Raw genomic sequence first — 26,715 nt, forward strand, 5'->3', positions numbered from 1 at the left:
CCGTGCGCCCCACCACCCGCCTCGTCGCCGCCGCGGGCCTCCTGCTGTCCGCCGCCTGCTCCAGCTCCCGTCCGGCGCCCACGGCCTCCCAGGCCCCGGACGCCGGCCTGCGGCAGGTGCCCGCCACGGGGATGGAGGGCTGCCTGCTCTACACGGAAGGCCACCCGACGGGCGCCGTGCCCCGCCAGGTCCCGGAGCTGTCCGGCCTGGCCGCCAGCCAGCGCCACCCGGGCATCTTCTGGGGGCACAACGACTCCAACAACGCCTTCGAGCTGTTCGCCCTGGACGAGACGGGCGCGGTGAAGGCCACGCTGACGCTCACCGGCGCGGCCCCCCGCGACATCGAGGACGTCGCCGTGGGCCCGTGCGCGCCCGGGGACAAGGACTCCTGCATCTTCCTGGCGGACACCGGCGACAACTTCGAGCGGCGCAAGGAGCCGCGCCTGTTCCGGCTGCCGGAGCCCACGTCCGTCACCAACGCCACGCTCCCGGTGGACGCGCTGCCCTTCGTCTACGAGGACGGCGCCCATGACGCCGAGTCGCTGATCGTCGACAGCCGCTCCGGGCAGGTGGGCATCCTCACCAAGACGCGCGCGTCCCTGGGCGACCTGTACGCGGTGGAGGGCCTGAAGCCCGGCGCCACCGGCAGGGCGCGGAAGCTGGGCACCCTGCGCGTGCCGGATGACGTGGACCGCCTGGCCACCGCCGCCGCCCTGCACCCCTCCGGCGAGCGCCTGCTGGTGCGCACGTACACCCGCGTGTGGGAGCTGCGCCGCCCGGACGCGAAGCGGCTGGAGGACTTCGTCCAGGCGCAGGTGGTGGAGGTGCCCGGCGCCAGCCAGGCCCAGTCGGAGGCCGTGACGTTCCTCCAGGACGGCCGCGGCTACCTGTTGGGCAGTGAGTTCGCGGGCGAGCCCCTGGTCCGCTTCGACTGCCGCTGATCGGACAGTCCCGACCCCGTTCGTCGTCATCCGATCACGCCCTGCGGTTGACGGCTTGGCGGTGGTGACCATCTTTGGCCGGCTGAGGGAACCGTCATACGACATGGTGTCGTGTGCACGGGGGAGGGGGAGGGCGAGCGTGCCGACGATGAAGCCACAGGACCTGCCGCCGGGGATGGGCCCGCGCGGAAAGAAGAGCGACAAGCCAACACCCACGAAAGGTGGGTTCAAGTTCGGCTCACCACTGGGCTACATCCTCCTGCTCGTCCTGGGGTTCCTGCTGTTCCGGAACGTGTTTCAGGACGCGGGCGTGCGCCGGGTGTCGTACAGCCAACTGCGCGACGCGGTGGAGAACAACCAGTTCAGCCGCGTGCAGATTTCCAACGAGTGGGTGAAGGGCTTCCTCAAGGAGAACGCCCAGCCGCCTCCGGGCGAGCGCGGCACGCTGCGCAGCGAGCCCAGCGCCCTGCCGTGGATGGCCTACCGCGTCCCCGGTGACGAGGGCCTGGTGCCCCTGCTGGAGCAGAAGGGCATCCAGTTCGAGGCCGTGCCGCAGTCCAGCTTCAGTGAGGTGCTGTGGATCTGGCTCATCCCGATGGGCCTGCTCATCCTCTTCTGGAGCTTCATGATGCGCCGGATGTCCGGCGGCATGGGGCAGGGCCCGCAGAGCGTCATGTCCTTTGGCAAGACGCGCGCGAAGGTGCAGGCCGAGGCCGACACCGGCGTGGGCTTCAAGGACGTGGCCGGCGTGGACGAGGCCGTGGACGAGCTCCGCGAAATCGTCGAGTTCCTCAAGACGCCGGAGAAGTTCCGCCGCCTGGGTGGCCGCATCCCCAAGGGCGTGCTGCTCGTGGGCCCTCCGGGCACGGGCAAGACGCTGCTGGCGCGCGCCGTGGCGGGTGAGGCGGGCGTGCCCTTCTTCAACCTCTCCGGTTCGGAGTTCGTGGAGATGTTCGTCGGCGTGGGCGCCGCCCGCGTCCGCGACCTCTTCGCCCAGGCCACGGCGAAGGCGCCGTGCATCATCTTCATCGACGAGCTGGACGCCATCGGCAAGAGCCGCAACTCGGGCGTGGCCGGCGGCCACGACGAGCGCGAGCAGACGCTCAACCAGTTGCTCGCGGAGATGGACGGCTTCGACAGCCGCGCGGGCCTTATCATCCTGGCGGCGACCAACCGCCCGGAGATCCTGGACAGCGCGCTGATGCGCCCGGGCCGCTTCGACCGGCAGGTGCTGGTGGACCGCCCGGACAAGCGCGGCCGCGAGCGGGTGCTGGAGATCCACGCCAAGGGCGTGAAGCTGGCCTCGGACGTGGACCTGAAGGTCATCGCCAGCCGCACCCCGGGCTTCGCCGGCGCGGACCTGGCCAACGTGGTCAACGAGGCGGCGCTGCTCGCCGCGCGCAAGAACCGCGACGCGGTGATGCGGGCGGACTTCGAGGAGGCCATCGAGCGCGTGGTGGCGGGCCTGGAGAAGAAGAACCGCCGCATGAACGAGCGCGAGAAGGAGATCGTCGCGCACCACGAGGCGGGCCACGCGGTGGTGGGCTGGATGCTGCCCTACGCGGAGCGGGTGACGAAGGTGTCCATCATCCCGCGCGGCCTGGCGGCGCTGGGCTACACCATGTCGCTGCCCCTGGAGGACCGCTACCTCATGTCCTTCGACGAGCTTCGCGACAAGATGGCCGGCATGATGGGCGGCCGCGCGGCGGAGGAGATCTTCATCGGCGAGGTGTCCACCGGCGCGTCCAACGACATCAAGCAGGCGACGGAGATCGCCAAGATGATGGTCCGCGACTACGGCATGAGCACGCTGGGTCCGGTGGCGCTGAGCGGTGAGCAGGGGCCGGGCTTCCTCAGGTCCGCGGGCATGCCGGAGTCGCGCAGCTACTCCGAGCAGACGGCGCGGATGATCGACGACGAGGTCCGCAAGATGGTCGCCGAGGCGCTGGACCGCGCCCGGGAGGTCCTCCACACCCACCGTGAAAAGGTGGAGGCCCTGGCGGCGCGGCTCCTGGCGACGGAGGTCATCGAGGAGGAGGCGATGATCACCATCCTGGGGCCCAAGGTGCAGGCGCAGCGCGGCCTGCTCCACCCGGAGGCCCGCACGGTCATCTCCGCGCACCCCGTGGGGGGCACGGAGTCCGAGCCGCCGGTACCGCCCACGCAGCACGCCGAAGGCAAGCTCGACTCCTGAGCCCACGCCTGCCTGCCCTCCGGGCAGCCCTTCGCCCACCGGATCCACCGCCAGCCTGCGGTGGCCGGTGGGCGAAATTACTTTCCAACGACAAGGAGGCGTCGCCGTGGAGAACCGGATTGGAAAGAGCTACGTCGCGCGCAAAGCGTTGTTCGCCAAGGGCCTGAAGGACGGCCGGCTCACGGTGCAGGAGATCGAGGAGGCGCTACCCGCGGGGACGCTGACGGCCGCCGAGCGGTGGCTCCTCTACTACTCGCTTCGGGCCGCGCAGGTGGAAATCATCGACGAGGTGACCGGGCAGGTGGATCACGGCTTCATGGCGGAAGCGCCGCCCCAGGCCCCGTCCAACCACTAGGCGCGTTGACAGGACCGTCCTCGCGGTTACGTTCGCGCCGCTCATCGAGGTTCGTTTCTCCCAACCCCTGGCGCAGGTTCGACAATGGACGGCAATCCCCGCAGCGACGAGACCCCGGAGACGCAGGCCCCCGCCGAGACGCAGGCGGAGGCCGCGGGCTCCGACACGCAGGCCGAGCCCGTGGAGGACGGCGAAGTCGCCCGGCTCCAGGCCGAGCTTGATGCGGCGCGCCGCCGGGTGAACGAGCTGGCCCGGGGGCTCCAGGACCTCACCAAGGACCGCGAGGAGTTCAAGCAGCGCATCACCCGCGAGCGCGAGCGCATGCTCGACGTGGAGCGCGGCAACGTGGCCCGCACGCTGCTGGAGGCCATTGACGAGCTGGACCTGGTGCTGAACGCCAGCCAGCAGGACACGTCCCCCGTGGTGCAGGGCGTGCGGATGATCCGCGACAGCCTGCTCTCCAAGGCCCAGGCCACCGGCATCGAGCGCATCCAGGTGGTGGGGCGCCCCTACGATCCGAACGTGGCCGAGGCGGCGGACATGGAGGTGACGCCCATCCCGGCGGACGACCAGAAGGTCGTCGCCGAGTTCCGCGCGGGCTACCGCCTGAAGGACCGCATCATCCGCCCCGCCCGGGTGAAGGTGGCCCGGTACGTGGCCCCGGCCCAGGCCTGAGGGCCCGCGGGGCCTTCGGGGTGCCCTCGGGACGGGAAGGGGAGCGGCCAGCGGTCTGTTGGGCCCTGACGCCATGGCCCGCCGTGTAAGCTGCCGCCCCGTGTCCGTTCGACTGTTCAGCGTCCTTCTCGTGGTGGCGCTCGCCCCTGTGGCGGGGGCCGCCGAGGATCCGCTCAAGCCCTGGCTCCAGGCCCGCGTGCGCGAGCACCTGGCCTGGTTCGCGTCCCCTCCGCCCCCGACGGTGGACGCCCCGGCCCCCGCGGGCGCGGCCTCGCTGTGGCGCGAGCGCCCCGCCGGCTACGCGGGCCTGCCCCGCTTCACGCCCCCCACGTCGCTGGCGCCGCTCATCCGCGCGGTGGAGGCGGGCGTGGTGAACATCACCACGGTGGGGCCCGGGGCGGTGGCGGGCGCGGTGAAGCGCTCCACCGGCTCCGGCTTCGTGCTGACGCCCGACGGGCTCGTCGTCACCAACAACCACGTGGTGGCCAACGCGCAGGGGCCGTCGGTATACCCCACCGGCTCCGGCGTCACGCCGGGCAAGGACGGCCCCCGCGAGGTGCCGGTGCAGCAGGTGTCCGTGCGGCTGGCGGACGGCCGCGAGTTCCCCGCGGAGGTGGTGGGCCGCGACGCGTCCACGGACGTGGCGCTCCTGCGGCTGAACGGCGCGGGGCTGGGCACGCTGCCCGCGGTGTACCTGGGGGACTCGGACGCGCTGGAGGTGGGGGACTGGGTGGTGGCCATCGGCAACCCGTTCGGCCTGGACCACTCGGTGGCGCACGGGATGATCTCCGCGAAGGAGCGCGTGCTGGGCGTGGGCCAGTTCGACGACTTCATCCAGACGGACGCGCTCATCAACCCCGGCAACTCCGGCGGCCCGCTCTTCAACATGAAGGGCGAGGTGATTGGCGTGAACACCGCCATCATCAGCGAGGGGCAGGGCATTGGCTTCGCGGTGCCCATCAACCTGGTGAAGGACCTGCTGCCCAACCTGCGGGAGAACGGGAAGCTGGAGCGCGGCTGGCTGGGCGTCGTCATCAACGAGGACGGCGCGGACGCCACCGCCACGGCGCCGGTGGTGAAGGACGTCTACCGGGGCAGCCCCGCCGCCCAGGCGCACATCCGCCCCGGGGACCGGCTGGTGGCGGTGAACGGCCGGCCCATTGGCAGCTACCTCCAGCTCCTGCGCAAGGTGGCGCTGCTGGCCCCGGGCACGGAGGCGAAGCTGACGCTGCTGCGCGACGGCGGCACCCAGGAGGTGGCGGTGCGGCTCGTCGCCCGGCCCGCGCAGGAGGCCACGGAGGGGCTCTCCCACCGGGGCGGCAGCAGCGCGAACGACCTGGGGCTGGTGCTGAGGGATTTGACGCCAGAGGTGGCCGCGCCCCTGGGCTACGAGGCCTTCCTGGGCGCGCTCGTGTCCGGCGTGGTGCCGCGCAGCCCGGCGGAGCAGGCCGGACTGCGCGCGGGTGACGTCGTCATGGAGGTGAACCGCCGCCGCGTGAAGGACACCGCCGCGGTGAAGGCCGCCCTGGAGCGGGGCAGCGCCGGGGCCAGCATCCTGCTGCGCGTCCAGCGGGGCGACGCGCTCCAGTACATCGCCATCGCCCGCTGAGCGACGGCGGGTGGGCTACTTCCCGCCCGCGTCCTTGCCGTTGAGCCACAGCCCCAACTGGTTGCCGGTGCGGCCCTCGGTGACGAGGACGGCTTCGATGCGGGCGTTGACGCCGTAGGTCTTCCCGCCGCCCTTCTTGGGCAGCGTCCACACCGACTGCGGGGTGAAGACGACCTGCGCGCGCACGCCCCGCGCCATGAACATGCGGTTGAACGTGCCGCCGTTCCACATGTCCGGCGCCGTGCCGCTCACCGTGAGGTAGTTCATCACCGGGTTGCCCTGCGCGTCCGTCTTCTTCGGCGCGCCGTGGGACAGCCCGTACTTCCCGCCCGAGAAGAAGGGCGTGATGTTGATGGTGTACTCGTTGGTGCCGGGGTTGAAGTCGCCCGGGGACAGCATGCTCGCGTCGTCCTCGGTGATGATCATGTACAGGCGCTTGCCCGTGTACTTCTTGCGGAAGGCCTCCGCCTGCTGCTTGCACTGGGGATCCACGAGCGCCCCGTCACACTCGCCCACGTACTTCTCCAGGAAGGCGCCCAGTCCGCCCAGGGGCTCGGACTCGTCGCGCAGCTTCGCGAAGCGCGAGTCCACGTCGGCCAGGGCGAGCGTGGGCACAAGGAGGGCAAAGGCGGCGGCCAGGATGCGATTCACGGCGGGCAACTCCGGAAAAAGAGGGGGGACAGCCCGGCGATGCTGCCACCGATGGCCGCGCCGGGGGCAGCGCTTTCCCGTGAACCGGAACATGGTGCGTCACGGTGCGTCAGGGTGGATGTAGGTGATTATTTGCCTACATCTGGCTACCGTGTAGTTTGCCCCTGTCCCCACCTGTTTCGGAGCCCTCCCCGCATGAACACGCAGCCCCAGGAACGCCGCTCCCACCTGCGCTTCGACAAGATCTTCACCGTGTACCTGTCCACCCAGGACGGGATGATGCGGGGCATTGGCCGCAACATCAGCGCGCGGGGCATGTTCATCGAGGTGCGCGACTCGCTGGGGCTGGGCGAGAAGCTGAAGGTGACGTTCGCGGGCGAGGACGGCACGGAGATGACGTGCCTGTGCGAGGTCCGCTACCAGGTGGCGCTGGCCTTCGGGCGCAAGGACGGGCGTCCCGGCAACAGCCGCGGCGTGGGCCTGCGCATCGTGGCCTACGAGACCCTGGACGACGCGCCGCTGCTCCTGGTGGACCGCGAGCGGGTGATGCACTGAAACACCACGGGGCACGGCCCTTCCCGCGGTGAAGCGGGAAGACACCGTGCCCCGGTGGGGCGACGCGCGGAACCGGTGACGCCGGTTACTGCGAGAAGCCCTCGAGGAGGTAGTGGGCCTCGATGCGCTTGAGCGCGAGGATCATCGCGGCGCAGCGGCTGTCCACCGTCTTCCCGATGCAGTACGGGCGGCTGTCGTGCATCTCCGTCTTGCGCGGCTGGTTGCGCGAGATGTCCCGGATGATGCGGTAGTTGCGCTTCATGGCGCGCTCGAGGCGCTGATCGACCTCGGCCTCGCTCCAGCGCTCCATGCGCTTGTTCTGGATCCACTCGTAGTAGGACACCGTCACGCCGCCGGCGTTGGCGATGATGTCCGGGATGAGCTCGATGCCGCGCTTCTGCAGGACGCGGTCGGCCTCCGGGGTGGTGGGGCCGTTGGCGCCCTCCGCGATGAGCTTGACCTTGAGGCGCTCCGCGACGTCCGCGGTGATCTCACCGCCCAGGGCGGCGGGGACGAGGATGTCCGCCTGCACGTCCCAGAGGTCCTTCTTCTCGATGCGCTGGGCGCCGGGGAAGCCCACGACGGAGCGCTTGAGGTTCTTGGGGTCCGCCACGTAGGCGGCCAGCGCGTTCACGTCGATGCCGTCGCCGTTGAAGATGGAGCCGTCGGCGTCGTTCACCGCGAGCAGGCGCGCGCCCATGTTCCCCAGGATGATGGCGGCGTGGCTGCCCACGTTGCCGAAGCCCTGGATGACGAAGGTCTTGCCCTTCACGCTCTCGCCGCGGTCGGCGTAGTAGTCCTCGATGCAGAACGCGACGCCCTGGCCGGTGGCCTTGCCGCGGCCTTCCGAGCCGCCGATGCGCACGTCCTTGCCGGTGACGATGCCGCGCAGGTTGTGGCGCTCGCGCTCACCGTCGGAGAACTGGCGGTACAGCAGCGCCATGATCTCCGGGTTGGTGCCCACGTCCGGCGCCGGGATGTCGATGTTCGGCCCGATGAGGCTCTTGAGCCGGTACATGAAGCGCAGGGTGATGGCCTCGATCTCCTCGCGGCCGTACTCGCGGGGATCCAACTGGATGCCGCCCTTGCCGCCGCCGAAGGGGACCTCCGCGATGGCGGTCTTCCAGGTCATCTCCGCGGCGAGCGCCTTGAAGAGGTCCAGGGACACCTCGCGGTGGTAGCGCAGGCCGCCCTTGTAGGGGCCACGGGCCTGGTTGTGCTGGACGCGGTAGGCCTTGAAGCGCTGCGACTCACCGGGGACCAACTGGTACACCAGCCCGTCCGGCAGGCGCAGGTGGCCGTGGCGGATGGCGACGTCGGAGCCCAGCAGGGCGCGGCCGTTCAGGATGATGTTGCCGTTGGCCAGGCGCTCCAGGCCTTCGGGGTTGCGCACCTGCGTGACGGACAGGTCGGCGAAGGACTTCGCCGCGTCCTGGGACAGCGGCACGAGCCGGTCCTTGAGCTTCGCGGTGACGTAGAAGATGTGCTCGTAGTCGGGCTCTTCGAGCTCCAGACGCACCCGCTTGTCCAGGCCGATGAGATCCGCCGCGAAGTGGAAGATCTCCATCGCCTCCGTGTAGATGGTGCGCTTGGGCGTAGGGGCCGGGGCGCGCATGAAAGTCTCTTCGCTGGCCATGATGGAACGTGCTCCTTGAGGGCCCACCCGGATGGGGGCCACTGGGGAAAGCGGCGCCCTTATGAGCACAGGCGCCACGGGGATTCAACCAGTCTGGCGCCAGGCCATTTCTCCAAATTAGGGAGAAAAGTCGCGGGCTTAGCCGACGCGGTGTGTCACCCCAACAGATGCGCTGTGTCATGAATGTCAGGGCTTCTGGGGGATAGAAGCGGGCGTGGAGGAGGGCGCTTGAAAGGGCGCGGAAAAACTCCTTGCCGGGTCCGGATGCGGATGGTACTTACGCGCCGCCTTCGGTGCGCCGACATAGCTCAGTTGGTAGAGCAACTGATTCGTAATCAGTAGGTCTCCGGTTCAAATCCGGATGTCGGCTCCAAGAAGAAAAAGGCCGGTTGCCCTCGTGGCAGCCGGCCTTTTTCGTTTTCCGCGCTCCGGAGTTCCGCATGCGGCTGCCATGGCTGGTGCTGGTGCTGGTGCTGGTGCTGTTCTGGTTCTGGGCAGCGACGTCCACGCTGGGTTTCTCCTCCGCGGAGGCGGAGCGGGTCCTTGCGAGACTCGCGACGCCACCCCTGAGCTAGGTGGGGCTCAGCGCGGCAATGCTGCTGGCCTACCTCGGAGTGGTGCCGGTCTGGGAGATGGGCCGGGGCTTCGTGCGGCTGTGGGACGACGCTGAGAGGGCAACGAGCGTCATCGAGTTGCGGGACATCGGTCACCGTTTCGGAAAGGTGTTGGGTACAAACGGCACGCGTGTCCTGGTGCTGCTCGTCACGGCGGCCCTGGGCGGGAAGAACGCGATGGCGGCCCAGGGGCCCCGGCTCCCGGGCTTCCCCCAGGCTGTGTTCAGAGGACAAGCCGAGGCGGGATTCCAGCTCGGGACGGCGCTGAATGGTGGGGTGTCGTCCATCTCGATGCCCGCGGCTGGAGTGCTGAACGTGACGCTGGCTCCGGGAGCAACCGCTGCCGTCGCGATGTACTCGAGCGGTATTCAGGGCGACTCGGAGGGCCCGGTTCATCACATCTGTACGAACAAGAACCTGGTTTCGGCTTCCACAGGCGGCCCTTGGACGCCGCTGTGTGAGCGCATCTTCAAGAAGGCGGGGATGAGCCTTGATGATGCCGCGAACAAGGTGCGGCTCAACGGGCACGAGGGGCCTCATCCCGAGTTGTATCACAAGAAGGTCTTGAGTCGGCTACAGGATGCCGTCGGCCGCTGCCGGACAATTGAGGCTTGTCAGGCCAATCTGAAGGAAGAGCTAGCAAGAATTTCCGCCGAGCTGACGACGCACGGTTCTCCGCTACGACGTCTTGTTGTGAAGGGGGGAGAGTGAGGTGGAGCGTCAATTTTATTGGGTTGAGATGGGCGCTGTGCCCCAGTGGCTCATTGATACGCCGACACGAGGCTCTGGCGAGGCCTTTGATGAGCCGTGGATGTTTGCGGATGGTCGTGTCCTGACAGACCCCGGTCCTCTCAAGACCCAAATCTCACATCCAGGCGTCAAGCGGGTGTTTGTCTTCTCCGTGATCGAGAAAGCCCCCATCGTCAGCGAAGCCATTGCTAACGTCTTCAGGACACTGGCTCCAGATGACGTCCAGCTTTTCCCGGTGACGCTAGAGGGAGAGCCCGAACGATACTTCGTCGTCAACGCAACCAAGGTGGTTGATGCCATGGACGAAGCGCAGTGCGAGGAAGTGCAGCACTACCGCGAAGGCACCTTCCCTGAGTTCGCGGGTCAGTACCGTTGGATCTACGGGCTGCGAATCGACCCCGCGAAGACCGAAGGCGCCCATGTCTTCCGGTTGAAGAAGTTCAAGACGGCGTTCATTGTCTCGGAGAAGGTCAAGAACGCCCTCGAAGCAGTCGGGAACCTGGGTGTTTCGTTCGAGCGTGTGACCGGACCGCACGAGCCTCACTGACGGTCGAGGCTGAGTGCCGAGGTGGCGATTCGAGCGATGATGTCGTGTCGCCCCTCGGCCTCCAGCAGCACGTCGGTCAGGGCTTCACGGAGCCGGGCCACCTCTTCTCGAGCGCGGTCGCCATCCAAGCGTTCAAGGAGCTTCGTGCCCAGGGTGATGCGGGGCGTGAGGCGCTGATGAGCCTGTTCACGCATCAGCGGGCCGATGTCAGGGTCGCGGCTGCTTCATTCTTGCTTCGCTATCGGACCGCTGAAGCCAAGGCTGTTCTGGCGGAGGTGGCGCAGCGGAAGGGATTCTTTGCCTTCGAGGCAGGGCAGGCGCTGAAAACGCTGGGAAGTGGGCGCCTGGAGCCGCTCAGCGTGCTTGCGGTGCGACCTGGGCCGCGTGCGCGTTCCCCGGGCTCGTCAGCGCCTCCCGGTTCTTGAAGAAGATGAAGACGCCCATCACGACGAGGAAGACGGAGAAGGCCCGCTTGAGCGCCGCTTGCGAGACGTAGTGCGACGCCCAGGTGCCCAGGAGGATCCCGGCCACGGCGATGGCCGTGAAGATTCCCAGGTAGAGCCAGGGCACCTCCACGTGGCCCAGGTAGCCGGCGAAACCCACGAAGGAGTTGAGGGCGATGACGAGCAGGCTCGTTCCCACCGCCTGCTTCATGGGCAGCCCCACCAGCAACACCAGCGCGGGGACGATGAGGAAGCCGCCGCCCACCCCCACCAGTCCCGTGAGCCCTCCCACTCCAAGCGCGGCCCCCGCCATCAGGGGGAAGGACGCCTTGCGGGGCTCCGGGATGGGCGCGGTCTGGTGGCGCGCCGCGAGGGCCGCCTCCTTGCGGCCGTTGCGGAACATGAAGAAGGCGGCCACCAGCATCACCGTGGCGAAGAGCAGCAACTGAAACGTCCCCGAGACGAAGGCGGACAGCCGCGCGCCCGCGTAGGTGCCCGCCATGGCCACCGCGCCGAAGACGAGCGCCGACCGGAGCTGGACGTTGCCCCGGCGCCAGTGGCTCGCCGCGCCGAAGAGGCTGGTGACGCCCACCACGGCCAGCCCCATGGCGATGGACTCCTTGGCCCCGAAGCCCAGGACGTACACCAGGATGGGGACCGTGATGATGGAGCCGCCGCCGCCGAGCAGGCCGAGCGACAGGCCGATGAGGGCCGCGAGAGAGAAGCCGAGGATGGGCATGGGATCCGTTTCCAGCGCGGTGCGCGCTTTCAGCCCTGGGGCGCGAGCGTCTCGCGCACTGCGAGCATTCCGCCCGCCAGGTTGTAGAGGTGTTGGAAGCCGCCGCGGGCCAGCGCCTGCGCCGCCTTCGCGGAGCGGTTGCCCGAACGGCAGATGAGCAGCAGCGGTTGTTCACGCGGCCACGACGCGGACGCCGCCTCCAGCGTGCCCAGCGGGACGAGCTCCGCTCCGGGCAGGTGGCCCAGCGGGCCGGTGTACTCATCCGGCTCGCGCACGTCGATGCGGCGCACCTCCGGGCCGAGCGTGTCCAACCGTGAAGGGGGGAGGTCCTGGTAGGGGAGGGCGGTCATGTCAGGCTCCCTGCGGTGCGGGCGCCGTGTGGCCACAGGCGCGGTTGGCGGGGACGGCGATGTCGATCTTCTTGGGCTTGGGCAGGTGGAGGTTCTCCATGATGTGGATGAACTCCTCCCGGCTCTTGCCGGCCACGCGCGGATTGTGCCGCTTCTCCTCCCCGATGCTCGTCGCCATGTGCCCGTGGTAGTCGTGCGCGGGATAGACGAGCGTGTCGTCCGGCAGGCTGAAGAGGACGCGCGTGAGGCTGTCGTAGAGCTGGCTCGCGTTTCCATTCTGGAAGTCGGTGCGGCCGTTGCCGCGGACGAGCAGCGCGTCCCCGGTGAAGACGCGGTCCCCCAGCAGATAGCTGAGGCTGTCGTCCGTGTGGCCCGGGGTGGCGAGCACCTTGAAGACGAGCTGCCCGACGCGCAACTCGTCCCCGTGCCGTGCCTGGACGTTGGCGCAGGCCGCGCCTCCCACGCCCCCCACCACCGTGGCCTGCGTGCGCTCGCGCAGCACGCCGGACGCGGTGACGTGGTCCGCGTGCACGTGGGTGTCGAAGACGTGCGTGAGGGTGAGCCCCAGCTCGCCCACCAGCTTCAGGTCCCGGTCGACCTGTTCGAGCACCGGGTCGATGAGGACGGCCTGGCGGGTCGCTTCGTCGCCGAGGAGATAGGTGTACGTCGAGGACTCTGGGTCGAAAAGCTGGCGGAAAATCATGTCGTCGCCTCCTGTCCATGAGAGCCGGGGGACGGGAAAAAGGATTCAGGCCTTCCCCGTTCAGGATGCGGCGCGCGGAGGCCGGGTGGGGCGGCCGGGCGCGCGGGGGCGTGCCCCCTCGCTTTGAGCGGACCTCCCCCGGCAGGATCCCGGGCTGAATCCTCTTCACCGGCCCCTGGCTCTCACGGGACATGACTTCCTCCATCCTCCTTCCTCTCCTCGGCGGGGCGCTCATCGGGTTGAGCGCCTCCCTCCTGCTGCTGGCCAATGGCCGGGTGGCTGGCATCAGCGGCGTGGTGGGCTCGCTGCTGGCCCCCGTGCGCGGCGACATCGCCTGGCGCGTGCTCTTCCTCGCCGGCCTGCTCACCGGGGGCCTGTTGCTGGTGGTGGTGCGCCCCGGCGCGTTCCCGGCCCCCGCGTCCCTGGGGACGGGCGGCGCCCTGCTGCTGGGGGTGGCCGGACTGCTGGTCGGGTTCGGCTCGCGGCTGGGCAACGGCTGCACCAGCGGGCACGGCGTCTGCGGCGTCAGCCGGGGCTCGGCCCGCTCCATCGCGGCCACGCTCACCTTCATGGCCACCGGCATCCTCACCGTCTTCCTGGTCCGTCACGTCCTCTAAAGAAAGCCCTCTCATGCGTCCCAACCTCAGTGCATTCCTCAGCGGCCTCCTCTTCGCCCTCGGCCTGGGCCTCGGCGGCATGACGGATCCGGCCAACGTCCTCGGCTTCCTCGACATCGCGGGCGCCTGGGACTTCCGGCTCGCGTTCGTGATGGGCGGCGCCGTCGCCGTGCACGCGGCGCTGCGGCCCCTCATCCACAAGCGCGAGCGGCCCCTGTTCGCCGCGAAGTTCCCCACCTTCTCCATCAGCAAGCTGGACCGGAAGCTGCTCGTGGGTTCGGCCCTCTTCGGCGTGGGCTGGGGGCTGGGCGGCTACTGCCCCGGTCCGGCGCTCACCTCACTGGCCAGCGGCGCTTCGGGGGTGCTCGTCTTCGTGCCCGCCATGTTCGCCGGCATGTACCTGGCCCAGGTGCTGCAAACGCGGCGCGGTGCGAGCGTGGGGTCCCCAAGCGTGCGCGCGACGCCCGCTCCGTAGCACCCGAGGGTGAATCCTTTTCGTCCTGCCCTGGCTCATACCGGCTGACCCATCGCATGGAGAATGAACGTGTCCAATCCCCAGGAGCAGCTCCAGGGCCAGCCGCCCTCCCTCATGCCCGCTCGCGCGTCCGAGCGGCACCGGGTGCTCATCATTGGTGGAGGCACGGCGGGGCTCACGGTCGCCGCACGGCTGAAGCGCAAGGGCGTGCACGGCGTCGCGATCATCGAGCCGTCGGCCCATCACTACTACCAGCCGCTGTGGACGCTGGTGGGCGGCGGCGCCGCGGACATCGCGAGCACCGTGCGGCCGGAGGCCGACTACATCCCGAAGGGGACGCAGTGGATCCAGGACCGTGCGGAGGAGGTGGATCCGGTGCGGCAGGAGGTGCGCACGCGGGGCGGGCTGCGCCTGTCCTATGACTTCCTGGTGGTCGCCCCGGGCATCCAACTGGACTGGGACAAGGTGAAGGGCCTTCGCGAGGCGCTGGAGACGCCCTTCGTTTCCAGCAACTACGACTTCAAGCTCGCGCCGAAGACGTGGGAGATGGTGCGGGCGTTCCAGGGCGGCACGGCGCTGTTCACGCACCCGGCCACGCCGGTGAAGTGCGCGGGGGCGCCGCAGAAGATCATGTACCTGGTGGCGGACCACCTGCGCCGCAGCGGGCTCGCCGGGAAGTCGCGCGTCGTGTTCGGCTCGGGGGGCAAGGCCATCTTCGGGGTGAAGCCGTTCGCGGACGTGCTCGAGGGCGTGGTCAAGCGCTACGGCATCGAGACGCACTTCTGCCACAACCTGGTCGAGGTGCGCCCCGACCAGCGGGAGGCGGTCTTCGCGGTGAAGAGGGAGGGCGGCGAGGAGCGGGTGACGCTGGGCTACGACATGCTGCACGTCACGCCGCCCCAGAGCGCGCCCGACTTCATCAAGGCGAGCCCGCTCGCCCACAAGGACGGCCCGAACGCGGGGTGGCTCAAGGCCGACAAGCACACGCTCCAGCACCCGGACCATCCGAACGTCTTCGCCATCGGGGACGCGAGCGACCTGCCCACGTCCCGCACGGGGGCGGCCATCCGGGCGGAGGCGCCGGTGCTCGTGGAGAACCTGCTCGCGGTGATGGAGGGGAAGCCGCTCACCGCCCGGTACGACGGCTACGCCTCCTGCCCCCTGGTGACCGGCTACGGGAAGCTGCTGCTCGCCGAGTTCGACTACGACGGCAAGCCCGCGCCCAGCCTCCCGCTCATCAACACGCTCGTGGAGCGCCGCGACATGTGGCTGCTGAAGAAGTACGGCTTGCCGCGCCTGTACTGGGATTTCATGCTCCGCGGGCGCGCGTAGCGTCCGGCACCGGACCGAGAAGCCCGTCTCTCCGGCGCTGGCGACAGGCCGCTGCTATGTCTTCCCAGGAAGACGTCTGGGAAGGCATCCTGGCGACCGGGCGCTCCTCCGCCGTGGAGGTAGCGCCGAGCCAGGCGGAGGTGACGGGCGGATGTCGACGCGAACCGATGTGCAGTTGCTGGAGGCCGCGCGCGCTGGTGACGACAAGGCGCTGGACGAGCTCCTCGTCCGCCACGAGAAGCAGGTGTACCGCTTCGGCCTGCGCATGTGCGGCTCGGAGGAGGACGCGAAGGAGGTGCTCCAGGAGACGCTGTTCGCGGCCTTCCGGGGCATGCACGCGTTCCGGGGCGACGCGGAGCTCTCCACCTGGCTGTACCAGGTGGCCCGCACGCACTGCCTCCGCCTGCGCCGCCGGCGCGTCGGGGCGCCCGAGGACTTCCAGCCGCTCGACTCGCCCGCCGCGACCCACGTCGCCGCGGAGGAGGCGACGCCGGACATGGTCTCCCATGCGCGGCAGATGGGGGAGGTGCTCCAGGCGGCCATCGTCGCGCTGCCGGAGGCGTACCGGGAGGCCCTCATCCTCCGGGACGTAGAGGGGCTGTCGGCCGAGGAGGCCGCCCAGGTGGTGGGCATCGAGGTGCGGGCGCTCAAGAGCCGGCTGCACCGCGCGCGGGTCCAAATGCGCGAGCACCTCTCCACCCTCCTGGGGGAGGGCGCCCAGGGGCAGGCGCAGGGGTGTCCGGAGCTGGCGCAGGAGCTGACGGAGTTCGCCGCGCAGGAGGTGGACCAGGCCACGTGCGTGCGCCTGGAGGACCACCTGTCGCGCTGCCCGCGCTGCACCGGGGCTTGTGACTCGCTCAAGCGCACGGTGTCCCTGTGCCGCCGCATCCCCGGTGACGCGGTGCCCGCGCCCGTGCGCGCGGCGGTGCGCCAGGCGCTGTCACGGGCGGTGCCCGCCCAGGCCTGACCGCCCGGCGGCCTGGGGGCGTCCTGGGGGCGGGGGAGGGCAGCTCCGGCCGGCGGAGCTGCTGGAGACCTGAACCCGCCGATAAGCGCAAGGCTGCCCGCCGGGCTTCTTCCTCTGGTAGGGAGGGGGGAATCTGTCGCACAACATGGCCCGTTGACTGGCGCGTCCGGCCGTTCCTGGACGCCGCCGGCCCTCTTCTGGAGCAACAACCGTGAGCAGTCTCATGAAGGAGTCCGTGCTGCGCGTGCACCACTGGACTGACACCCTCTTCAGCTTCGTCACCACGCGGGACCCGGGGTTCCGCTTCGCCAGCGGCCAGTTCACGATGATCGGCCTGGAGGTCGAGGCCCGCCCGCTGCTGCGCGCGTACAGCATGGTGAGCGCCCACTATGACGACCACCTCGAGTTCCTGAGCATCAAGGTGCCCGGCGGGCCGCTGACCTCGCGGCTGCAGCACCTGAAAGAGGGCGACAGCATCCTCGTCAGCAAGAAGGCGACCGGCACGCTCGTGCTCAAGCACCTGCTGCCCGGCAAGAACCTCTACATGCTGAGCACCGGCACGGGCCTGGCCCCCTTCCTCAGCCTGGTGAAGGACCCGGAGACGTACGAGCAGTTCGACCGCGTCATCCTCACGCACACCTGCCGCCGCGCCGAGGAGCTGGCCTACCACGACCTGTTCCTCCACGAGCTGCCCCACAACGAGTTCTTCGGGGAGCTGGTGAAGCAGAAGCTCACGTACTACCCGAGCGTCACGCGCGAGGACTTCCGCAACACGGGCCGCATCACCGACCTCATCCAGAGCGAGAAGCTGTTCAAGGACGTGGGCCTGCCGCCGCTGAACCCGGAGGTCGACCGCGTGATGCTCTGCGGCAGCCCGGGCATGCTCTCGGACCTCACGACCATGCTGGAGGAGCGCGGCTTCCGGGAGGGCACCCCCGGAGAGGCCGGGCACTACGTCACCGAGAAGGCCTTCGCGGAGCGCTGAACCGCCGGGAGAGGGCTTCACGGCGACGTGAAGCTCTACACCCAGGCTTCAATCCCATTGCGACTTGATGTTTTGGTGAATTGCAATGGATTGCATGCCTTCGATATGCAGGCAGGCGCGGTACTCACCGAGAGGAGCTCCCGATGCCGATGCGTGTCGTGAAGAGTGCTTTCGTCGTGATGGGCCTGTCCCTGGCGTTGGCCTGTGGTGGCGCGGAGACGGAGGACGTCTCCGCCGATGTCCAGGCGCCCGCGGCGGATGCGGTCTCGGAGGACGTCTCCGCCCAGAACAAGCCGGGCTGCGGCGCCTGGAAGCAGCCGTGTTGCGAGTTGAAGTATTGCAACTCCGGCTACGAGTGCGATCCCTCGACCCTGAAGTGTCTGCTCTGAAGCCACTCCGGCGGATGGCCAGCGGAGGGAAGGGTCGCGAATGAGATACCTGCTGCTCCTGCTTCCTTTGCTTGCGAGCTGTGCCTCGGCCCCCAGGGGCGAGGCCCCGCGGGTGTCCGACGCCGACCGGATCGTCCGGGAGCTTTGCGACAAGCGGATGGCGCTGCTGGGGGAGGAGTCCCACCATGGCCACTCCCGGACCACGGCCTTCAAGGTGGCGCTGACGCGCAGGCTGGTGGAGGAGTGCCAGTACGACGCCTTCTTCATCGAGACCGGCACCTATGACTTCCTCCACCTCCAGGCGCTGCTGGAGGCGGGCCAGCCCGTCAGCGATGACATGCTCGCGACAGCCATTGGCGGGATGTGGGCCAGCGAGGAGATGGCGCCCCTGATTCCCTTCCTGGCCGGGCGGCTCCGCGCGGGGACCCTGGTGGTCGGTGGGACCGACGATCAGATCAACCGGGGCACCTGGGCGACGAAGGCGCTGGTGCGTGAGCTCATCCCCCTGTTCGACGACCCGAGGCAGGCGGCGTGCGGAGGGGAGCTCGAGCGGTACCTGGCCTGGCGGTATGACGAAGCCCACCCGTACACGGCGGAGACCGCGAAGGTCCTCCTGGGCTGCGCGCAGGGGGTGGAGTCGGCGCTCTCCAGGCCCGGAGCGCCCGCGACGCCGGTGCAGTTGCAGATGGCCCGCAATCTGGTGCGGAACTTCACCCGCGCGGCCGCCGCGCAGGTCCGGGCGCAGGCGCAGCCCAACGGGCTCCTCGACTGGAACGAGCACAACGCGCGTGAACGCTCCCTGTTCATGAACCTGGAGTGGCTGCTGTCCCAGTCGCCGCGGCCCCGGAAGGCCATCGTCTGGACCGCCACCCTTCACGCCGCGAAGGACATGAGGGGCCTGGACACGGACGACCGGCAGCGGATTCCGTTCGGGTCCTATGTGCGGGAGCGGTTCGGGGAGCAGGCCTTCGTGCTGGGGTTCTCCGCGAGCTCCGGCAGCTACTCCACCGGCGCCAGCCCCCTCACGCATGTCCTCGCGCCCGCGACGCCCGATTCGCTGGAGGGCCAGGCGTTCCTGGACCACGCTGGGGACACCCGGTACCTGGATGGGCGCCAGCTCCGTGAGCTCGGGCGCCGGGTGGCGCGTCCCCTGAACTTCTCCGTGTGGATGAAGGCCTCCTGGGAGACGGTCCTGGATGGGCTGCTGATCATCCGGGAGGAGGCCCCTCCGCGCCCGCTGCCCCGCTGACGGGGTGGCGTCAGTGCAGGCTCTTGCCCAGCTCCAGCAACACCTCGAGGAAGCGCCGGTCGGCGACGAGCAGGGGCACCATGGGCGCCATGGCCGCGGCGACGACGGCCACCGCCGCCCGGAGGTCCACCGGGAACCAGCGCATGCGGCGCGCGGCGTTGAAGGACGTGCCCAGGTCCGTGAGCGAGGAGAAGTCCTCCGCGCTCAGCGGGTCCAGTCCGTCCGGCATCTTCTGGTGGAACCACCGCTGCTCGAAGCGCTGCGAGTGCCAGGCCGCCACGGCGGAGTAGTCATGGTCCCCCCTTCGCTTCGCCCTCAGCAGCACACGGAAGAAGGACAGCAGCGGGGCGAAGACCACGACCAGGCAGAGGAGCGCGAAGGCGAACAGGTGAAGGGCGTAGTCGGAGATGTCATTGCTGGGGGCGTGCGACAGGCGGTGCGTGGTGAGCGTGGCGGCCAACGCGAGGACGATGAGGGAGAAGCTGGCCTGGACCGTCCCGAGGAAGCCCAGGCCGCCCGCCGCATCCGGATGGGTGGGCACCAGGGCGAGCGGCAGCCGGGAGACCTTGAACAAGAACCTCGCCCACAGGACTCCCCGCCACAGCCAACGAAAGAGCAGGAACCGGAGGAGCGGCATGCTCACCGCGAGGTACCACCAGCCGGCCAGGGTGAGCGGGCCCTGGGGCTGGGCATGGAGCCAGGCGGGACGGCTCGTCAGGCGGGGCACGTCCAGGAAGGACACGGCGATGGAGACGGCCAGCAGCCCGGCCTCGATGACGACGCTCCGCCGCAGCCGCACCACGTTGTTGGCGATCCGCTCGAAGGTGGGCAGGTCCTTCGGCTCGACCAGCTCCGCGACGACGAACTGGCGCACGGCCGCCGAGAGGCGCTCGTCGATATAGGGCTCCGACGCGACGAGCAGCGGCAGGGACACCAGGAAGGCGACCTGCGTCGCCACGTCGCGCAGGAAGGCGCGTGTCTGCTCGGGCCCTCCATCCCAGAGAGACAAGGCGAGGAGCGGGAGCCAGCTCACCAGCGTCAGGACGAGGATGCGCACGGACCGCGATGCCCGGTGGGGACGGGTGCGGCGGCGGCTCCTCCGACCCGGCAGGGTGCCCTGGACCAGCGAGAAGTCGAGCAGTGAGGCGGGGACGTCCATGGCCGCATCAAAGCTGTGCCGTGGGAGTGGCTCCCGCCAGTCCGCGAAACAACCAGGCTGAGGTGCGAAGGCCTGTCACCCGCCGCGCTGCCACGGGCGTGCGACCGTTCATCCGTTGGCATCAGCGCAGGGGCTGAAGCCGGCCGTAGGTGAGTGAGCGCCACAGCCACTCCGCGGGGCCGAAGCGGAAGTGTTTCAACCATGCGTGGCTCAGCAGCACCTGCCCCCCGAAGACGCCCAGCGCGATGGCGACACACTGTGATGGCGGCAGGCGGCCGATGAGCCCCAGGCCCCAGCCGTTGTAGAGGCTCAGGCTCAGCACCGTCTGCATCAGGTAGTTCGTCAGCGCCATGCGGCCCACGGGAGCGAGCACCGTCAGCACCCGGCGCCAGCGCTCGCGCTGGAAGAGGAGCGTGAAGCCCGCGAGGTACGCGGCGCCCAGCAGCACATAGCCCAGCTCCTGGAGCGCCATCAGGAGGAAGAGGCCGGCGTGGTTCGCGGGATCGAGCCCCTGGGCTCTCCACTGGAACGCCAGCAGGCCTCCGGCGTTGAGCAGGCCTCCCAGGCCCAGGCCCCACCACGCCATCCGGCGGAGCAGGGGACGGTGGCGCTCCACGTCCTGCAACAACCGGTGGCGCCCTGCCAGCAGCCCCAGCAAGAAGCGCCCGAGGATGAGCGCGAGCCAGATGGGCACCCGGGTGGTGCTGAACCACGTCTCCCAGACGTAGCGGGCGTTTCCCGCCTGCGCCGTCCAGAACGAGTCGCTGGAGAGCGCCGCGAGCAGCTCCGCCCGCAGCGCCGTCTCGTGGGCCTTCGCGACCTCCGCCCCGGCCCCCGGTCCCCAGAGCTGGAGCGCGAGCACGAGGAAGGGCATCACTCCCAGCGACACCCCGGCCCAGCACCCCAGCGTCCGGTCCGACCTCCCGGCGAAGAACAGCAGCAGGACTCCCGCCAGCGCGTACAGGTGGAGGATGTCTCCCATCCAGAGCCCCAGCAGGTGCACCGCGCCGAAGCACAGCAGCACCCCCATCCGCCGCAGGTGGACGGGGACGTGCGAGGCGCCTCGGGCCTCCGCTCGCGACAACTGGAGGGAGAAGCCCAGCCCGAAGAGGAAGCCGAAGAGGTTGAGGAATTTGTGCGCCACGAAGAAGAGGAAGAGGGCGCCTGTCACCAACTCCGGGAGCGGTGAGCCCAGGGCCTGGAGTTGCTCGGGCGGGAGCAGGTTGCGGCCCCCGAACCAGAGAAAGGCGTTGGAGACGAAGACGCCACACAGCGCGAAGCCGCGCAGGGCATCCACCAGGGCGACGCGCTCCCGGGACGACACGGGCTGGGATGAATGAGACATGGGGGACGCCCATCCTGCGGGGCGCCCCTGACATGCGCGCGATATCACGGTTGGTTTTCGTGACAGCCCTTTCGCAACCCGCCGGAGCCTTCCCGCGCCACGGGGCGCCAGGGCACTGTTCCGCCTCCAATGTCCGCGGAGGAATGACATGCGCGGTAGCAGTGCCGAGAGGCTTTCATCCGTGGAGCATGGCTCTGACGGTGTGACGGTCCGAGAGGCCGGTGAGTCGTTCTGGCAGGACGGCGGCGGGCGTGATTGGGATTGCTGGGTGCCGGACGGCCACTTCAATCTCAGCCAGCGCTTCCTGAAGTGCGCCCAGCACATCCAGATAGAAGGCTTCCATCAGGTGCCCATCCTCTTGCAGGACGGGCGCGGGCAGCCGGTGGGCGTCGCCGCCACCTATCGCAACACCATCGACGGGGCGGACCTGGGCAATCCACGGCTCCAGCAGGCCGTCCACCTGGTGCGAGGCGCCGCCCCCCGCTTCCTGAAGTACGGCGTCATCGAAGTGGGCAACCCCGCCGGGGTGGGGTTCCCGGTGCGCTCCTCCCTGACGAGCGCCGAGGCCATCACGACCGTGGCGCGCTGGGCGCAAGCGGAGGCGGAGCGTCAACGCGCGTCGCTGGTCGTCATCCGGGACATCGAGACGGCCGCCGCGCCCGGCGCCGTGGAGGTGCTCCGGCAGTGGGGCTTCGTGCCCTCGCCGCTCCCCGCTGCGTTCGTCGTGCCGGTGCCGTTCGCCTCGTTCAATGACTACAAGGCCCACATGCGCGCCCGCTACCGCGCGCGGCTGGCGGGGTGCATGAAGGAGACGGCTTCGCTTCGCGTGGAGGTCCTGGAGCAGTTCGCGTCACTGGCTCCGGAGCTGACGACGCTGTGGCGGACCCTCTACGACCGCGCCACCCAGTACCGGCGGCTGGTGCTCACCGAAGGCTTCTTCGCCTCCGCCAGCGACCTGCCCGAGGCGAAGGTGATGTTGCTCCGCCGGCCCGATGACAGCATCGCCGGGTTCGGGCTGCTGTTCCTCGACGGTCCCATGCTCCGCTTCTCCTGCACCGGCTTCTCCCGCGAGGCGGCCCTGGAGGAGGGCGTGTACTTCCGCCTGCTGTACGAGGTCGTCCGCTACGCCATCGAGCACGGCTGCAAGGCGGTCAACATGGGGATGACCACGGCGGGCCCGAAGATGAGCGTCGGCGCGCAGCCCGTCCACGTGCAGGCGTGGATCTGGCACCGCTCCGCCCTCCAGCGTCAGGGATTGGGCTGGCTCACCCAGAACCTGATGAAGCCGCCGCCTCCCGTGGAGCGGAATGTCTTCCGCGAGGACGTCCCCCTGTTTCAGGACCCGGCGCTGGCGGAGCTGCCGGTGTCCAGGCGGATGGCCTCCTGCACGTGAGGCCACTCCCGCAGGTGCCGCGCGAGCGTCCGGAAGTGCTCGCGCCGCACGGCCACCCGCACCACCTGCTTCATCCGGCCGTCCTCCATCCGGGGCAGGACCGTGCTGTGGAAGGCCGGTAGCAGCAGCCACGTGTTGAGCTGGGAGCTTCGCAGCAGCGTGACGAAGGCCGCGCCGTCGAAGCTCACGCGCGCCAGCTCCTGGCTGGTCCAGTTGGAGGAATAGACGCGGTCTCGTCCGAGCAGCCAGTGGTGATACACGCTGCCCTGGCTCGTGTGGCGCCGCCAGTAGTCCGCCCAGTGCAGGTCATCCCGCAACTGCGTCTGGCCATAGGCGGCCATCACGGCGCGGTTGCGCATGGCCAGCTCGGTGACGCTCGAACTCCACAGGTCCGCCCGGCGCAGCACCGCGGAGGCGTTGCCCAGGCAGTTGGCCACGGACCCGGGCGGGGCGCCCAGCAGCTCGCGGACGTCGATGGGGAAGTACAGGCCCACGTCCGGGGGCGCTCGCGGATCGCGGGTGCACTCGCCGAAGAACTTCAGCAGCGTCGCGTTGACCACGTCGTTGGTGGACACCTTCGTGCCGGCGGCCAGCGCCTGGGCCTTGATGGCGTCGACGCCGTCCTCGTCCAGGAAGAGGCAGACGGGCACGGCATCCGTCACGGCCTGCTTCAGGTAGCGCGCGATGCCCAGCGCCGCCTTCACGCGTGAGATGTGGACGATGCCGTGCCGCCCCTCCCGCGAAGGCTGGCCACGCGCCGCTTCTCCCGGCGCTTCCAACTGTCGCCAGATGTCCCTCCGGTCGAACACGGGGGGCGCGCCGGGGTCGCGGCCCGGGTGGCTGTAGGCCTCCGAGATTGCCCGGAGGAAGTCGTAGATGCCGTGCAGGTCCGTCAGCGCGTGGTTCCAGCACAGGCCCACCACGGAGGCGTCGCGGTAGTGCGTGAGCTTCAGGTGCAGCAGGGGGCGGCGCCCGTCGTGGACCGGGGGCTTCCCGGGGACCAGCCTGGAGACGAAGTCCCCCGTGTAGAGCATGCGCCGGTCCCGCGTGGGGAAGGGCGCGTCCACGTCGTCCAGGTCCAGGCCCACGGCGCTCATGCCCTCGCGGGTGCCGGGCCGGGGCGGGTGGTGGCAGAGGACGAGCACCGCGTCCTCCTGCTGCCTCAGCGTGCCGTGGAAGAACGGATAGCGGATGAGCGTCTGGCGCAGGGCCTGGGTGAAGCGCTCGGTGTCGATCCTCCCGCCGAAGACCGCCGCGAAGCTCACGAACATGTCCTTCAGCGCGACGTCCACGGCGCTCAGCGCCCACGTCCGCTTCAGCGGTTCGGAAGGGGTGAGGACGCGCTGCCTGGCCATGTGCGGGGCCTCCGGAGAGAGGGATTGCGTCAGGGTCTTCCGCGCGCGCGGGCGCGCTCGCGCATCAATTCGAGCAGGGCCAGCGCGTCGCCGCCCTGGCCCGCGAGGGCTTCCATCATCCCCGCCTGGTCCTCCGCGGAGCGGTTCTGGCCCAGCTTGAACTTGCCCTGGAGTTCCTCGATGGGCAGCTCGAAGCCGATGATCTGCTCCAGCATCCGCGCGCGGAGCTCGTCGGGCAGGTACGCCTCATGGCTGGGGGCTCCAATCGCGGGCTCGTACTCCGCGAGCGTCACGTCGATGAGCTTCGACAGCTCCGCCGGCGTGTCGATGAGCCGTGGCCGCCCGAGCGCGTGCACCACCGCGTAGTTCCAGGTCGGCACCGCGGGCCGGACCTTGTACCAGGTGGGTGAGATGTAGGCGTGCGGGCCGTGGAAGACGCAGAGGACCGGCTGCTCGCCGTTGAAGTCCTTCCAGTGCGGGTTGGCGCGCGCCAGGTGCCCCATCAGCGTGCCCTTGTCGCCCTGTCCCGGCACCAGCAGCAGGGGCACGTGCGAGACGTTGAGCCCCCCGCCCTGCGAGATGACCGTCGCGAAGCTGTGCTGCTTCATGAACGCGTGCAGCGTGGGGAGGTCGGACTCCTGGAAGGTGCGGGGCGTGTAGAGCATGCGGTCCTCGACGGAAGGCGCGGTCAGATGCTCAGGGCGGTGAAGACCCTGGGGCCGACCGCGTTGTAGATGCGTCGGAGCAGCGACCAGGACAGCCTTGCACGCCACGGCAGGTGAGAGAAGCAGAGCAGCTCGTACTCGGTGAGCGGCGTGGCGCCGCGCTTCTGCTTGAACTGCCCGGAGCCCGAGCTCAGGTTGAGCGGCAGGCCCCGCGCCTCCGCGAGCTGCATCAGGTGGCTCATCCCGGCCCGGTAGAGGCCGTGCTTGCGCGACAGCACCGGGTCGTGGCCCACCACGGAGCCAATCAGCTCCTCGCCCGCGACGAAGCAGGTGACGAAGTAGGCGAGCTGGCCGTCCACCTCGATGCCGTAGACCTCCAGCAGCCCCTGCTGGAACACCTGCTGGAACCAGGCCTCCGTGAAGAAGGCGTTATGGTCGGAGTACTTGTCGATGTAGAGCGCCCGGTACAGCTCGCGCAGGCGGTCGATGACGCCCGGCTCGCCGGCCGTGAGCCTGCGCAGGTTCGCGCGGTGCTGGTTCAGCAGGTTGCGGTCCTGCCGGAACTCCCGGGGCGGCTTCTTTCCTGGCTCGTGCCGCCACACGTACATCTGCCGGTTGAAGATGGCGTGCAGCCGCGCGTCCGGGCGCTCCCCGGCCACCGCCGCCGTCTCCGCGGTGGCCCGCTTGAACACGAGGGCGTGCTGGGGGAACCGCTCGCGCAGCGCCCGCGTCAGCCGCTCCAACTGCTCCGGCGTGAAGCGGAGCGCCGGCCCCGTGGCCAGCATCCAGTGATTGACGTAGACGACCCGGTCCAGGTCCCTGGGACGGATGACCGCCCGCACGGCCCGGATGAACGCGAGGAGCGCCCGCCGCGTGCGCGGGTCCTTCACGGAGCGCGCGAAGTCCTCCGCGTAGGTGATGTAGTTGATGAACGGCGACGTGAGGTAGCAGTCGCTGTCCGCGCCGTCGTTGACGATGAGCGGCGTCACCTCGCCGTCGACCTCCGCCAGGAGGACGCGGTGGCGGGTGTTCGCGATGAAGGGCTCGGTGCCGCGCTCGACGTAGGGGCCGACGAGCTTCGACGCCAGCGTCGCGCTGGGGCTGCCTGCTTCATCCGGGGGCGGAGGCCCCGCGCGCTCAATGAGCCTGACCGGAGCCATGGCGCACGTCGAACGAGTACACCGGGGTCGTGCCCACGGTGAGCGTCACCTCCCGCACGGCCTCGCCACGGAACGTGTAGCGCAGGCGCGCCTCCGGCCCCATGCCGAGCAGGTCCACCGTGTCCTCCGACACCGGCACGGCCTTCAGCATCGGCTGCTCGTTGACGAAGATGCACAGCTCGTTGTCCACCCTGCGCATGCCGCCCCGGGCCTCGGACGTCAGCGGCGCGAGCCCGGTGCCCGGGAGGCTGAAGCCCTGGGGCAGGGTGAAGTCGAAGGCGAAGCGCTCGATGACGCGTGGATCCAGCTCTCCTTCCGTGTCGTCGCTCCCCAGCGCCTGGAGCGACGCAGGGACCTGCTGGGGCGGAAAGAGGTGGAGCAGCGCGTCGTCCGCCGTCACGTCCAGCACCAGGTGGATGCGGGCCACGCCGCTCTTGTTCACCCCGTGGTGCGGCAGGGAGAAGTCGCCGTACCAGAACTCCCCCGCGCCCCAGACGCAGCGCTGGCCGCCCACGTAGAACTCCACGTCGGGGTGCGTGACGACGGGGATGTGGAGCCGGACGATGCGCCTGGACAGGAACGCGTCCTGGTGCTCGCGGATGACGCCGCCGGGCTCCAGGCGCAGCAGGCGCGCCAGCCGCAGCTTCAACCCCAGACGGGAGAGCAGGTCGCGCAGGTACGGGGCCTGCTCCAGCACCGGCGACGCGCCCGACGTGGCGGAGTGCAGGCAGATGGAGGTCCACCCCTGGTGGCCTTCGCCGGGGTAGCCCGCGGGCTGGGCCTCCACCTGGCGCCGGACGGCGTGATAGGCCGTCTCCAGCGCCTGGGCATCGAACGTCTTCGTCAGCTTCACGGCATGCAT

29 protein-coding genes, 1 tRNA gene and 1 pseudogene are annotated in these 26,715 nt (G+C 69.6%); 19 read left to right on the plus strand and 12 right to left on the minus strand.

Annotated features, from left to right (window positions below; genetic code table 11):
• Positions 1 to 2 precede the first annotated feature (2 nt).
• The 5 genes from K8556_RS22420 (at position 3) to K8556_RS22440 (ending at position 5,774) form a co-directional block, all read left to right on the plus strand.
• A complete protein-coding gene (locus tag K8556_RS22420; protein ID WP_370639953.1) occupies positions 3 to 941 on the plus strand; it encodes a hypothetical protein in 939 nt (312 codons plus the stop codon).
• 148 nt (positions 942 to 1,089) lie between these two features.
• The gene (gene ftsH, locus K8556_RS22425) at positions 1,090 to 3,135 is read left to right on the plus strand and encodes an ATP-dependent zinc metalloprotease FtsH (protein WP_370639956.1); all 2,046 of its coding nucleotides are present in this window, start codon (positions 1,090 to 1,092) and stop codon (positions 3,133 to 3,135) included.
• Positions 3,136 to 3,241: 106 nt separating this feature from the next.
• The gene (locus K8556_RS22430) at positions 3,242 to 3,490 is read left to right on the plus strand and encodes an RNA polymerase sigma factor region1.1 domain-containing protein (RefSeq protein WP_014396380.1); all 249 of its coding nucleotides are present in this window, start codon (positions 3,242 to 3,244) and stop codon (positions 3,488 to 3,490) included.
• 84 nt (positions 3,491 to 3,574) lie between these two features.
• Entirely contained in the window at positions 3,575 to 4,165 is a 591-nt protein-coding gene (locus tag K8556_RS22435; RefSeq protein ID WP_223742116.1) for a nucleotide exchange factor GrpE, read from the plus strand.
• Between the two features lie 73 nt (positions 4,166 to 4,238).
• Positions 4,239 to 5,774, plus strand: a complete 1,536-nt coding sequence (locus K8556_RS22440) for a trypsin-like peptidase domain-containing protein (RefSeq protein ID WP_223742117.1) — start codon at positions 4,239 to 4,241, stop codon at positions 5,772 to 5,774.
• A gap of 15 nt (positions 5,775 to 5,789) precedes the next feature.
• On the opposite strand, the gene K8556_RS22445 is transcribed toward K8556_RS22440, so the two are convergent.
• Positions 5,790 to 6,425: a DUF6066 family protein gene (locus K8556_RS22445; RefSeq protein WP_223742118.1), complete on the minus strand. Its 636-nt coding sequence runs from the start codon at positions 6,423 to 6,425 to the stop codon at positions 5,790 to 5,792.
• A 195-nt stretch (positions 6,426 to 6,620) separates the two neighbouring features.
• Between K8556_RS22445 and K8556_RS22450 the strand changes: the two genes are divergently transcribed.
• Positions 6,621 to 6,980, plus strand: coding sequence for a PilZ domain-containing protein (locus tag K8556_RS22450; RefSeq protein ID WP_120549467.1), 360 nt, complete (start codon positions 6,621 to 6,623; stop codon positions 6,978 to 6,980).
• An 85-nt stretch (positions 6,981 to 7,065) separates the two neighbouring features.
• On the opposite strand, the gene K8556_RS22455 is transcribed toward K8556_RS22450, so the two are convergent.
• A complete protein-coding gene (locus K8556_RS22455) occupies positions 7,066 to 8,616 on the minus strand; it encodes a Glu/Leu/Phe/Val dehydrogenase (protein ID WP_306799631.1) in 1,551 nt (516 codons plus the stop codon).
• Positions 8,617 to 8,913: 297 nt separating this feature from the next.
• Between K8556_RS22455 and K8556_RS22460 the strand changes: the two genes are divergently transcribed.
• The 4 genes and pseudogenes from K8556_RS22460 to K8556_RS22470 all read left to right on the plus strand — a co-directional run bounded on the left by K8556_RS22460 (position 8,914) and on the right by K8556_RS22470 (position 10,527).
• Positions 8,914 to 8,989, plus strand: a tRNA-Thr gene (locus tag K8556_RS22460).
• Between the two features lie 67 nt (positions 8,990 to 9,056).
• Positions 9,057 to 9,191, plus strand: coding sequence for a hypothetical protein (locus tag K8556_RS39200; protein WP_255652030.1), 135 nt, complete (start codon positions 9,057 to 9,059; stop codon positions 9,189 to 9,191).
• A pseudogene (locus K8556_RS22465) lies at positions 9,192 to 9,941 on the plus strand (AHH domain-containing protein); the annotation flags it as partial.
• Between the two features lies 1 nt (position 9,942).
• Positions 9,943 to 10,527, plus strand: a complete 585-nt coding sequence (locus K8556_RS22470; RefSeq protein WP_223742121.1) for an imm11 family protein — start codon at positions 9,943 to 9,945, stop codon at positions 10,525 to 10,527.
• On the opposite strand, the gene K8556_RS22475 is transcribed toward K8556_RS22470, so the two are convergent.
• The gene (locus K8556_RS22475) at positions 10,521 to 10,721 is read right to left on the minus strand and encodes a hypothetical protein (protein WP_223742170.1); all 201 of its coding nucleotides are present in this window, start codon (positions 10,719 to 10,721) and stop codon (positions 10,521 to 10,523) included. The genes K8556_RS22470 and K8556_RS22475 overlap by 7 nt on opposite strands.
• Here K8556_RS22475 and K8556_RS22480 point away from each other — a divergent pair.
• Positions 10,704 to 10,952 (plus strand): DUF2019 domain-containing protein, encoded by a 249-nt coding sequence (locus K8556_RS22480; RefSeq protein ID WP_255652033.1) that lies wholly within the window; start codon positions 10,704 to 10,706, stop codon positions 10,950 to 10,952. The genes K8556_RS22475 and K8556_RS22480 overlap by 18 nt on opposite strands.
• Here K8556_RS22480 and K8556_RS22485 read toward each other — a convergent pair.
• Genes K8556_RS22485 through K8556_RS22495 form a run of 3 tightly spaced genes read right to left on the minus strand, consistent with a single transcriptional unit; the run spans position 10,882 to position 12,762 of the window.
• Complete coding sequence (locus tag K8556_RS22485) at positions 10,882 to 11,709, minus strand: sulfite exporter TauE/SafE family protein (protein WP_223742122.1); 828 nt, start codon at positions 11,707 to 11,709, stop codon at positions 10,882 to 10,884. The genes K8556_RS22480 and K8556_RS22485 overlap by 71 nt on opposite strands.
• Before the next feature lie 29 nt (positions 11,710 to 11,738).
• Positions 11,739 to 12,059, minus strand: coding sequence for a rhodanese-like domain-containing protein (locus K8556_RS22490; protein ID WP_223742123.1), 321 nt, complete (start codon positions 12,057 to 12,059; stop codon positions 11,739 to 11,741).
• A gap of 1 nt (position 12,060) precedes the next feature.
• The gene (locus tag K8556_RS22495) at positions 12,061 to 12,762 is read right to left on the minus strand and encodes an MBL fold metallo-hydrolase (RefSeq protein WP_223742124.1); all 702 of its coding nucleotides are present in this window, start codon (positions 12,760 to 12,762) and stop codon (positions 12,061 to 12,063) included.
• Positions 12,763 to 12,953: 191 nt separating this feature from the next.
• On the opposite strand from K8556_RS22495, the gene K8556_RS22500 reads away from it, so the two are divergent.
• The 7 genes from K8556_RS22500 to K8556_RS22530 all read left to right on the plus strand — a co-directional run bounded on the left by K8556_RS22500 (position 12,954) and on the right by K8556_RS22530 (position 18,776).
• Entirely contained in the window at positions 12,954 to 13,379 is a 426-nt protein-coding gene (locus K8556_RS22500) for a YeeE/YedE family protein (RefSeq protein ID WP_223742125.1), read from the plus strand.
• 13 nt (positions 13,380 to 13,392) lie between these two features.
• The gene (locus K8556_RS22505) at positions 13,393 to 13,854 is read left to right on the plus strand and encodes a DUF6691 family protein (protein ID WP_223742126.1); all 462 of its coding nucleotides are present in this window, start codon (positions 13,393 to 13,395) and stop codon (positions 13,852 to 13,854) included.
• Positions 13,855 to 13,923: 69 nt separating this feature from the next.
• Complete coding sequence (locus K8556_RS22510; RefSeq protein ID WP_370639954.1) at positions 13,924 to 15,186, plus strand: FAD-dependent oxidoreductase; 1,263 nt, start codon at positions 13,924 to 13,926, stop codon at positions 15,184 to 15,186.
• A 151-nt stretch (positions 15,187 to 15,337) separates the two neighbouring features.
• Positions 15,338 to 16,153, plus strand: a complete 816-nt coding sequence (locus tag K8556_RS22515; RefSeq protein ID WP_223742127.1) for a sigma-70 family RNA polymerase sigma factor — start codon at positions 15,338 to 15,340, stop codon at positions 16,151 to 16,153.
• 211 nt (positions 16,154 to 16,364) lie between these two features.
• On the plus strand, positions 16,365 to 17,138 hold the full coding sequence (locus K8556_RS22520; RefSeq protein ID WP_223742128.1) for a ferredoxin--NADP reductase: 774 nt from the start codon (positions 16,365 to 16,367) through the stop codon (positions 17,136 to 17,138).
• Positions 17,139 to 17,281: 143 nt separating this feature from the next.
• Complete coding sequence (locus tag K8556_RS22525; protein WP_223742129.1) at positions 17,282 to 17,527, plus strand: hypothetical protein; 246 nt, start codon at positions 17,282 to 17,284, stop codon at positions 17,525 to 17,527.
• Between the two features lie 112 nt (positions 17,528 to 17,639).
• Complete coding sequence (locus K8556_RS22530; RefSeq protein ID WP_223742130.1) at positions 17,640 to 18,776, plus strand: erythromycin esterase family protein; 1,137 nt, start codon at positions 17,640 to 17,642, stop codon at positions 18,774 to 18,776.
• Between the two features lie 10 nt (positions 18,777 to 18,786).
• Here the strand turns inward: K8556_RS22530 and K8556_RS22535 are convergent, their stop codons facing one another.
• Both K8556_RS22535 and K8556_RS22540 read right to left on the minus strand, forming a co-directional pair.
• The gene (locus tag K8556_RS22535) at positions 18,787 to 19,935 is read right to left on the minus strand and encodes a hypothetical protein (RefSeq protein WP_223742131.1); all 1,149 of its coding nucleotides are present in this window, start codon (positions 19,933 to 19,935) and stop codon (positions 18,787 to 18,789) included.
• A gap of 121 nt (positions 19,936 to 20,056) precedes the next feature.
• Positions 20,057 to 21,280 carry a DUF418 domain-containing protein gene (locus tag K8556_RS22540; protein ID WP_223742132.1) on the minus strand — a complete coding sequence of 408 codons (1,224 nt, stop codon included), beginning with the start codon at positions 21,278 to 21,280 and terminating at the stop codon, positions 20,057 to 20,059.
• A gap of 202 nt (positions 21,281 to 21,482) precedes the next feature.
• Between K8556_RS22540 and K8556_RS39830 the strand changes: the two genes are divergently transcribed.
• Positions 21,483 to 22,673 carry a GNAT family N-acetyltransferase gene (locus tag K8556_RS39830; protein ID WP_223742133.1) on the plus strand — a complete coding sequence of 397 codons (1,191 nt, stop codon included), beginning with the start codon at positions 21,483 to 21,485 and terminating at the stop codon, positions 22,671 to 22,673.
• Here the strand turns inward: K8556_RS39830 and K8556_RS22550 are convergent.
• The 4 genes from K8556_RS22550 to K8556_RS22565 are packed head-to-tail and all read right to left on the minus strand — an operon-like array spanning position 22,616 to position 26,715.
• Positions 22,616 to 24,028: an acyltransferase gene (locus tag K8556_RS22550; RefSeq protein ID WP_223742134.1), complete on the minus strand. Its 1,413-nt coding sequence runs from the start codon at positions 24,026 to 24,028 to the stop codon at positions 22,616 to 22,618. The genes K8556_RS39830 and K8556_RS22550 overlap by 58 nt on opposite strands.
• Positions 24,029 to 24,057: 29 nt before the next feature.
• Positions 24,058 to 24,693, minus strand: coding sequence for an FMN-binding negative transcriptional regulator (locus K8556_RS22555; protein ID WP_223742135.1), 636 nt, complete (start codon positions 24,691 to 24,693; stop codon positions 24,058 to 24,060).
• Between the two features lie 23 nt (positions 24,694 to 24,716).
• Complete coding sequence (locus tag K8556_RS22560) at positions 24,717 to 25,853, minus strand: GNAT family N-acetyltransferase (protein WP_223742136.1); 1,137 nt, start codon at positions 25,851 to 25,853, stop codon at positions 24,717 to 24,719.
• Positions 25,831 to 26,715: an aspartyl/asparaginyl beta-hydroxylase domain-containing protein gene (locus K8556_RS22565; protein ID WP_223742137.1), complete on the minus strand. Its 885-nt coding sequence runs from the start codon at positions 26,713 to 26,715 to the stop codon at positions 25,831 to 25,833. The genes K8556_RS22560 and K8556_RS22565 overlap by 23 nt, the downstream gene beginning before the upstream one ends.

Origin of the sequence: Corallococcus sp. AS-1-12 (assembly GCF_020036995.1) — a bacterium.
GTDB lineage: Bacteria > Myxococcota > Myxococcia > Myxococcales > Myxococcaceae > Corallococcus.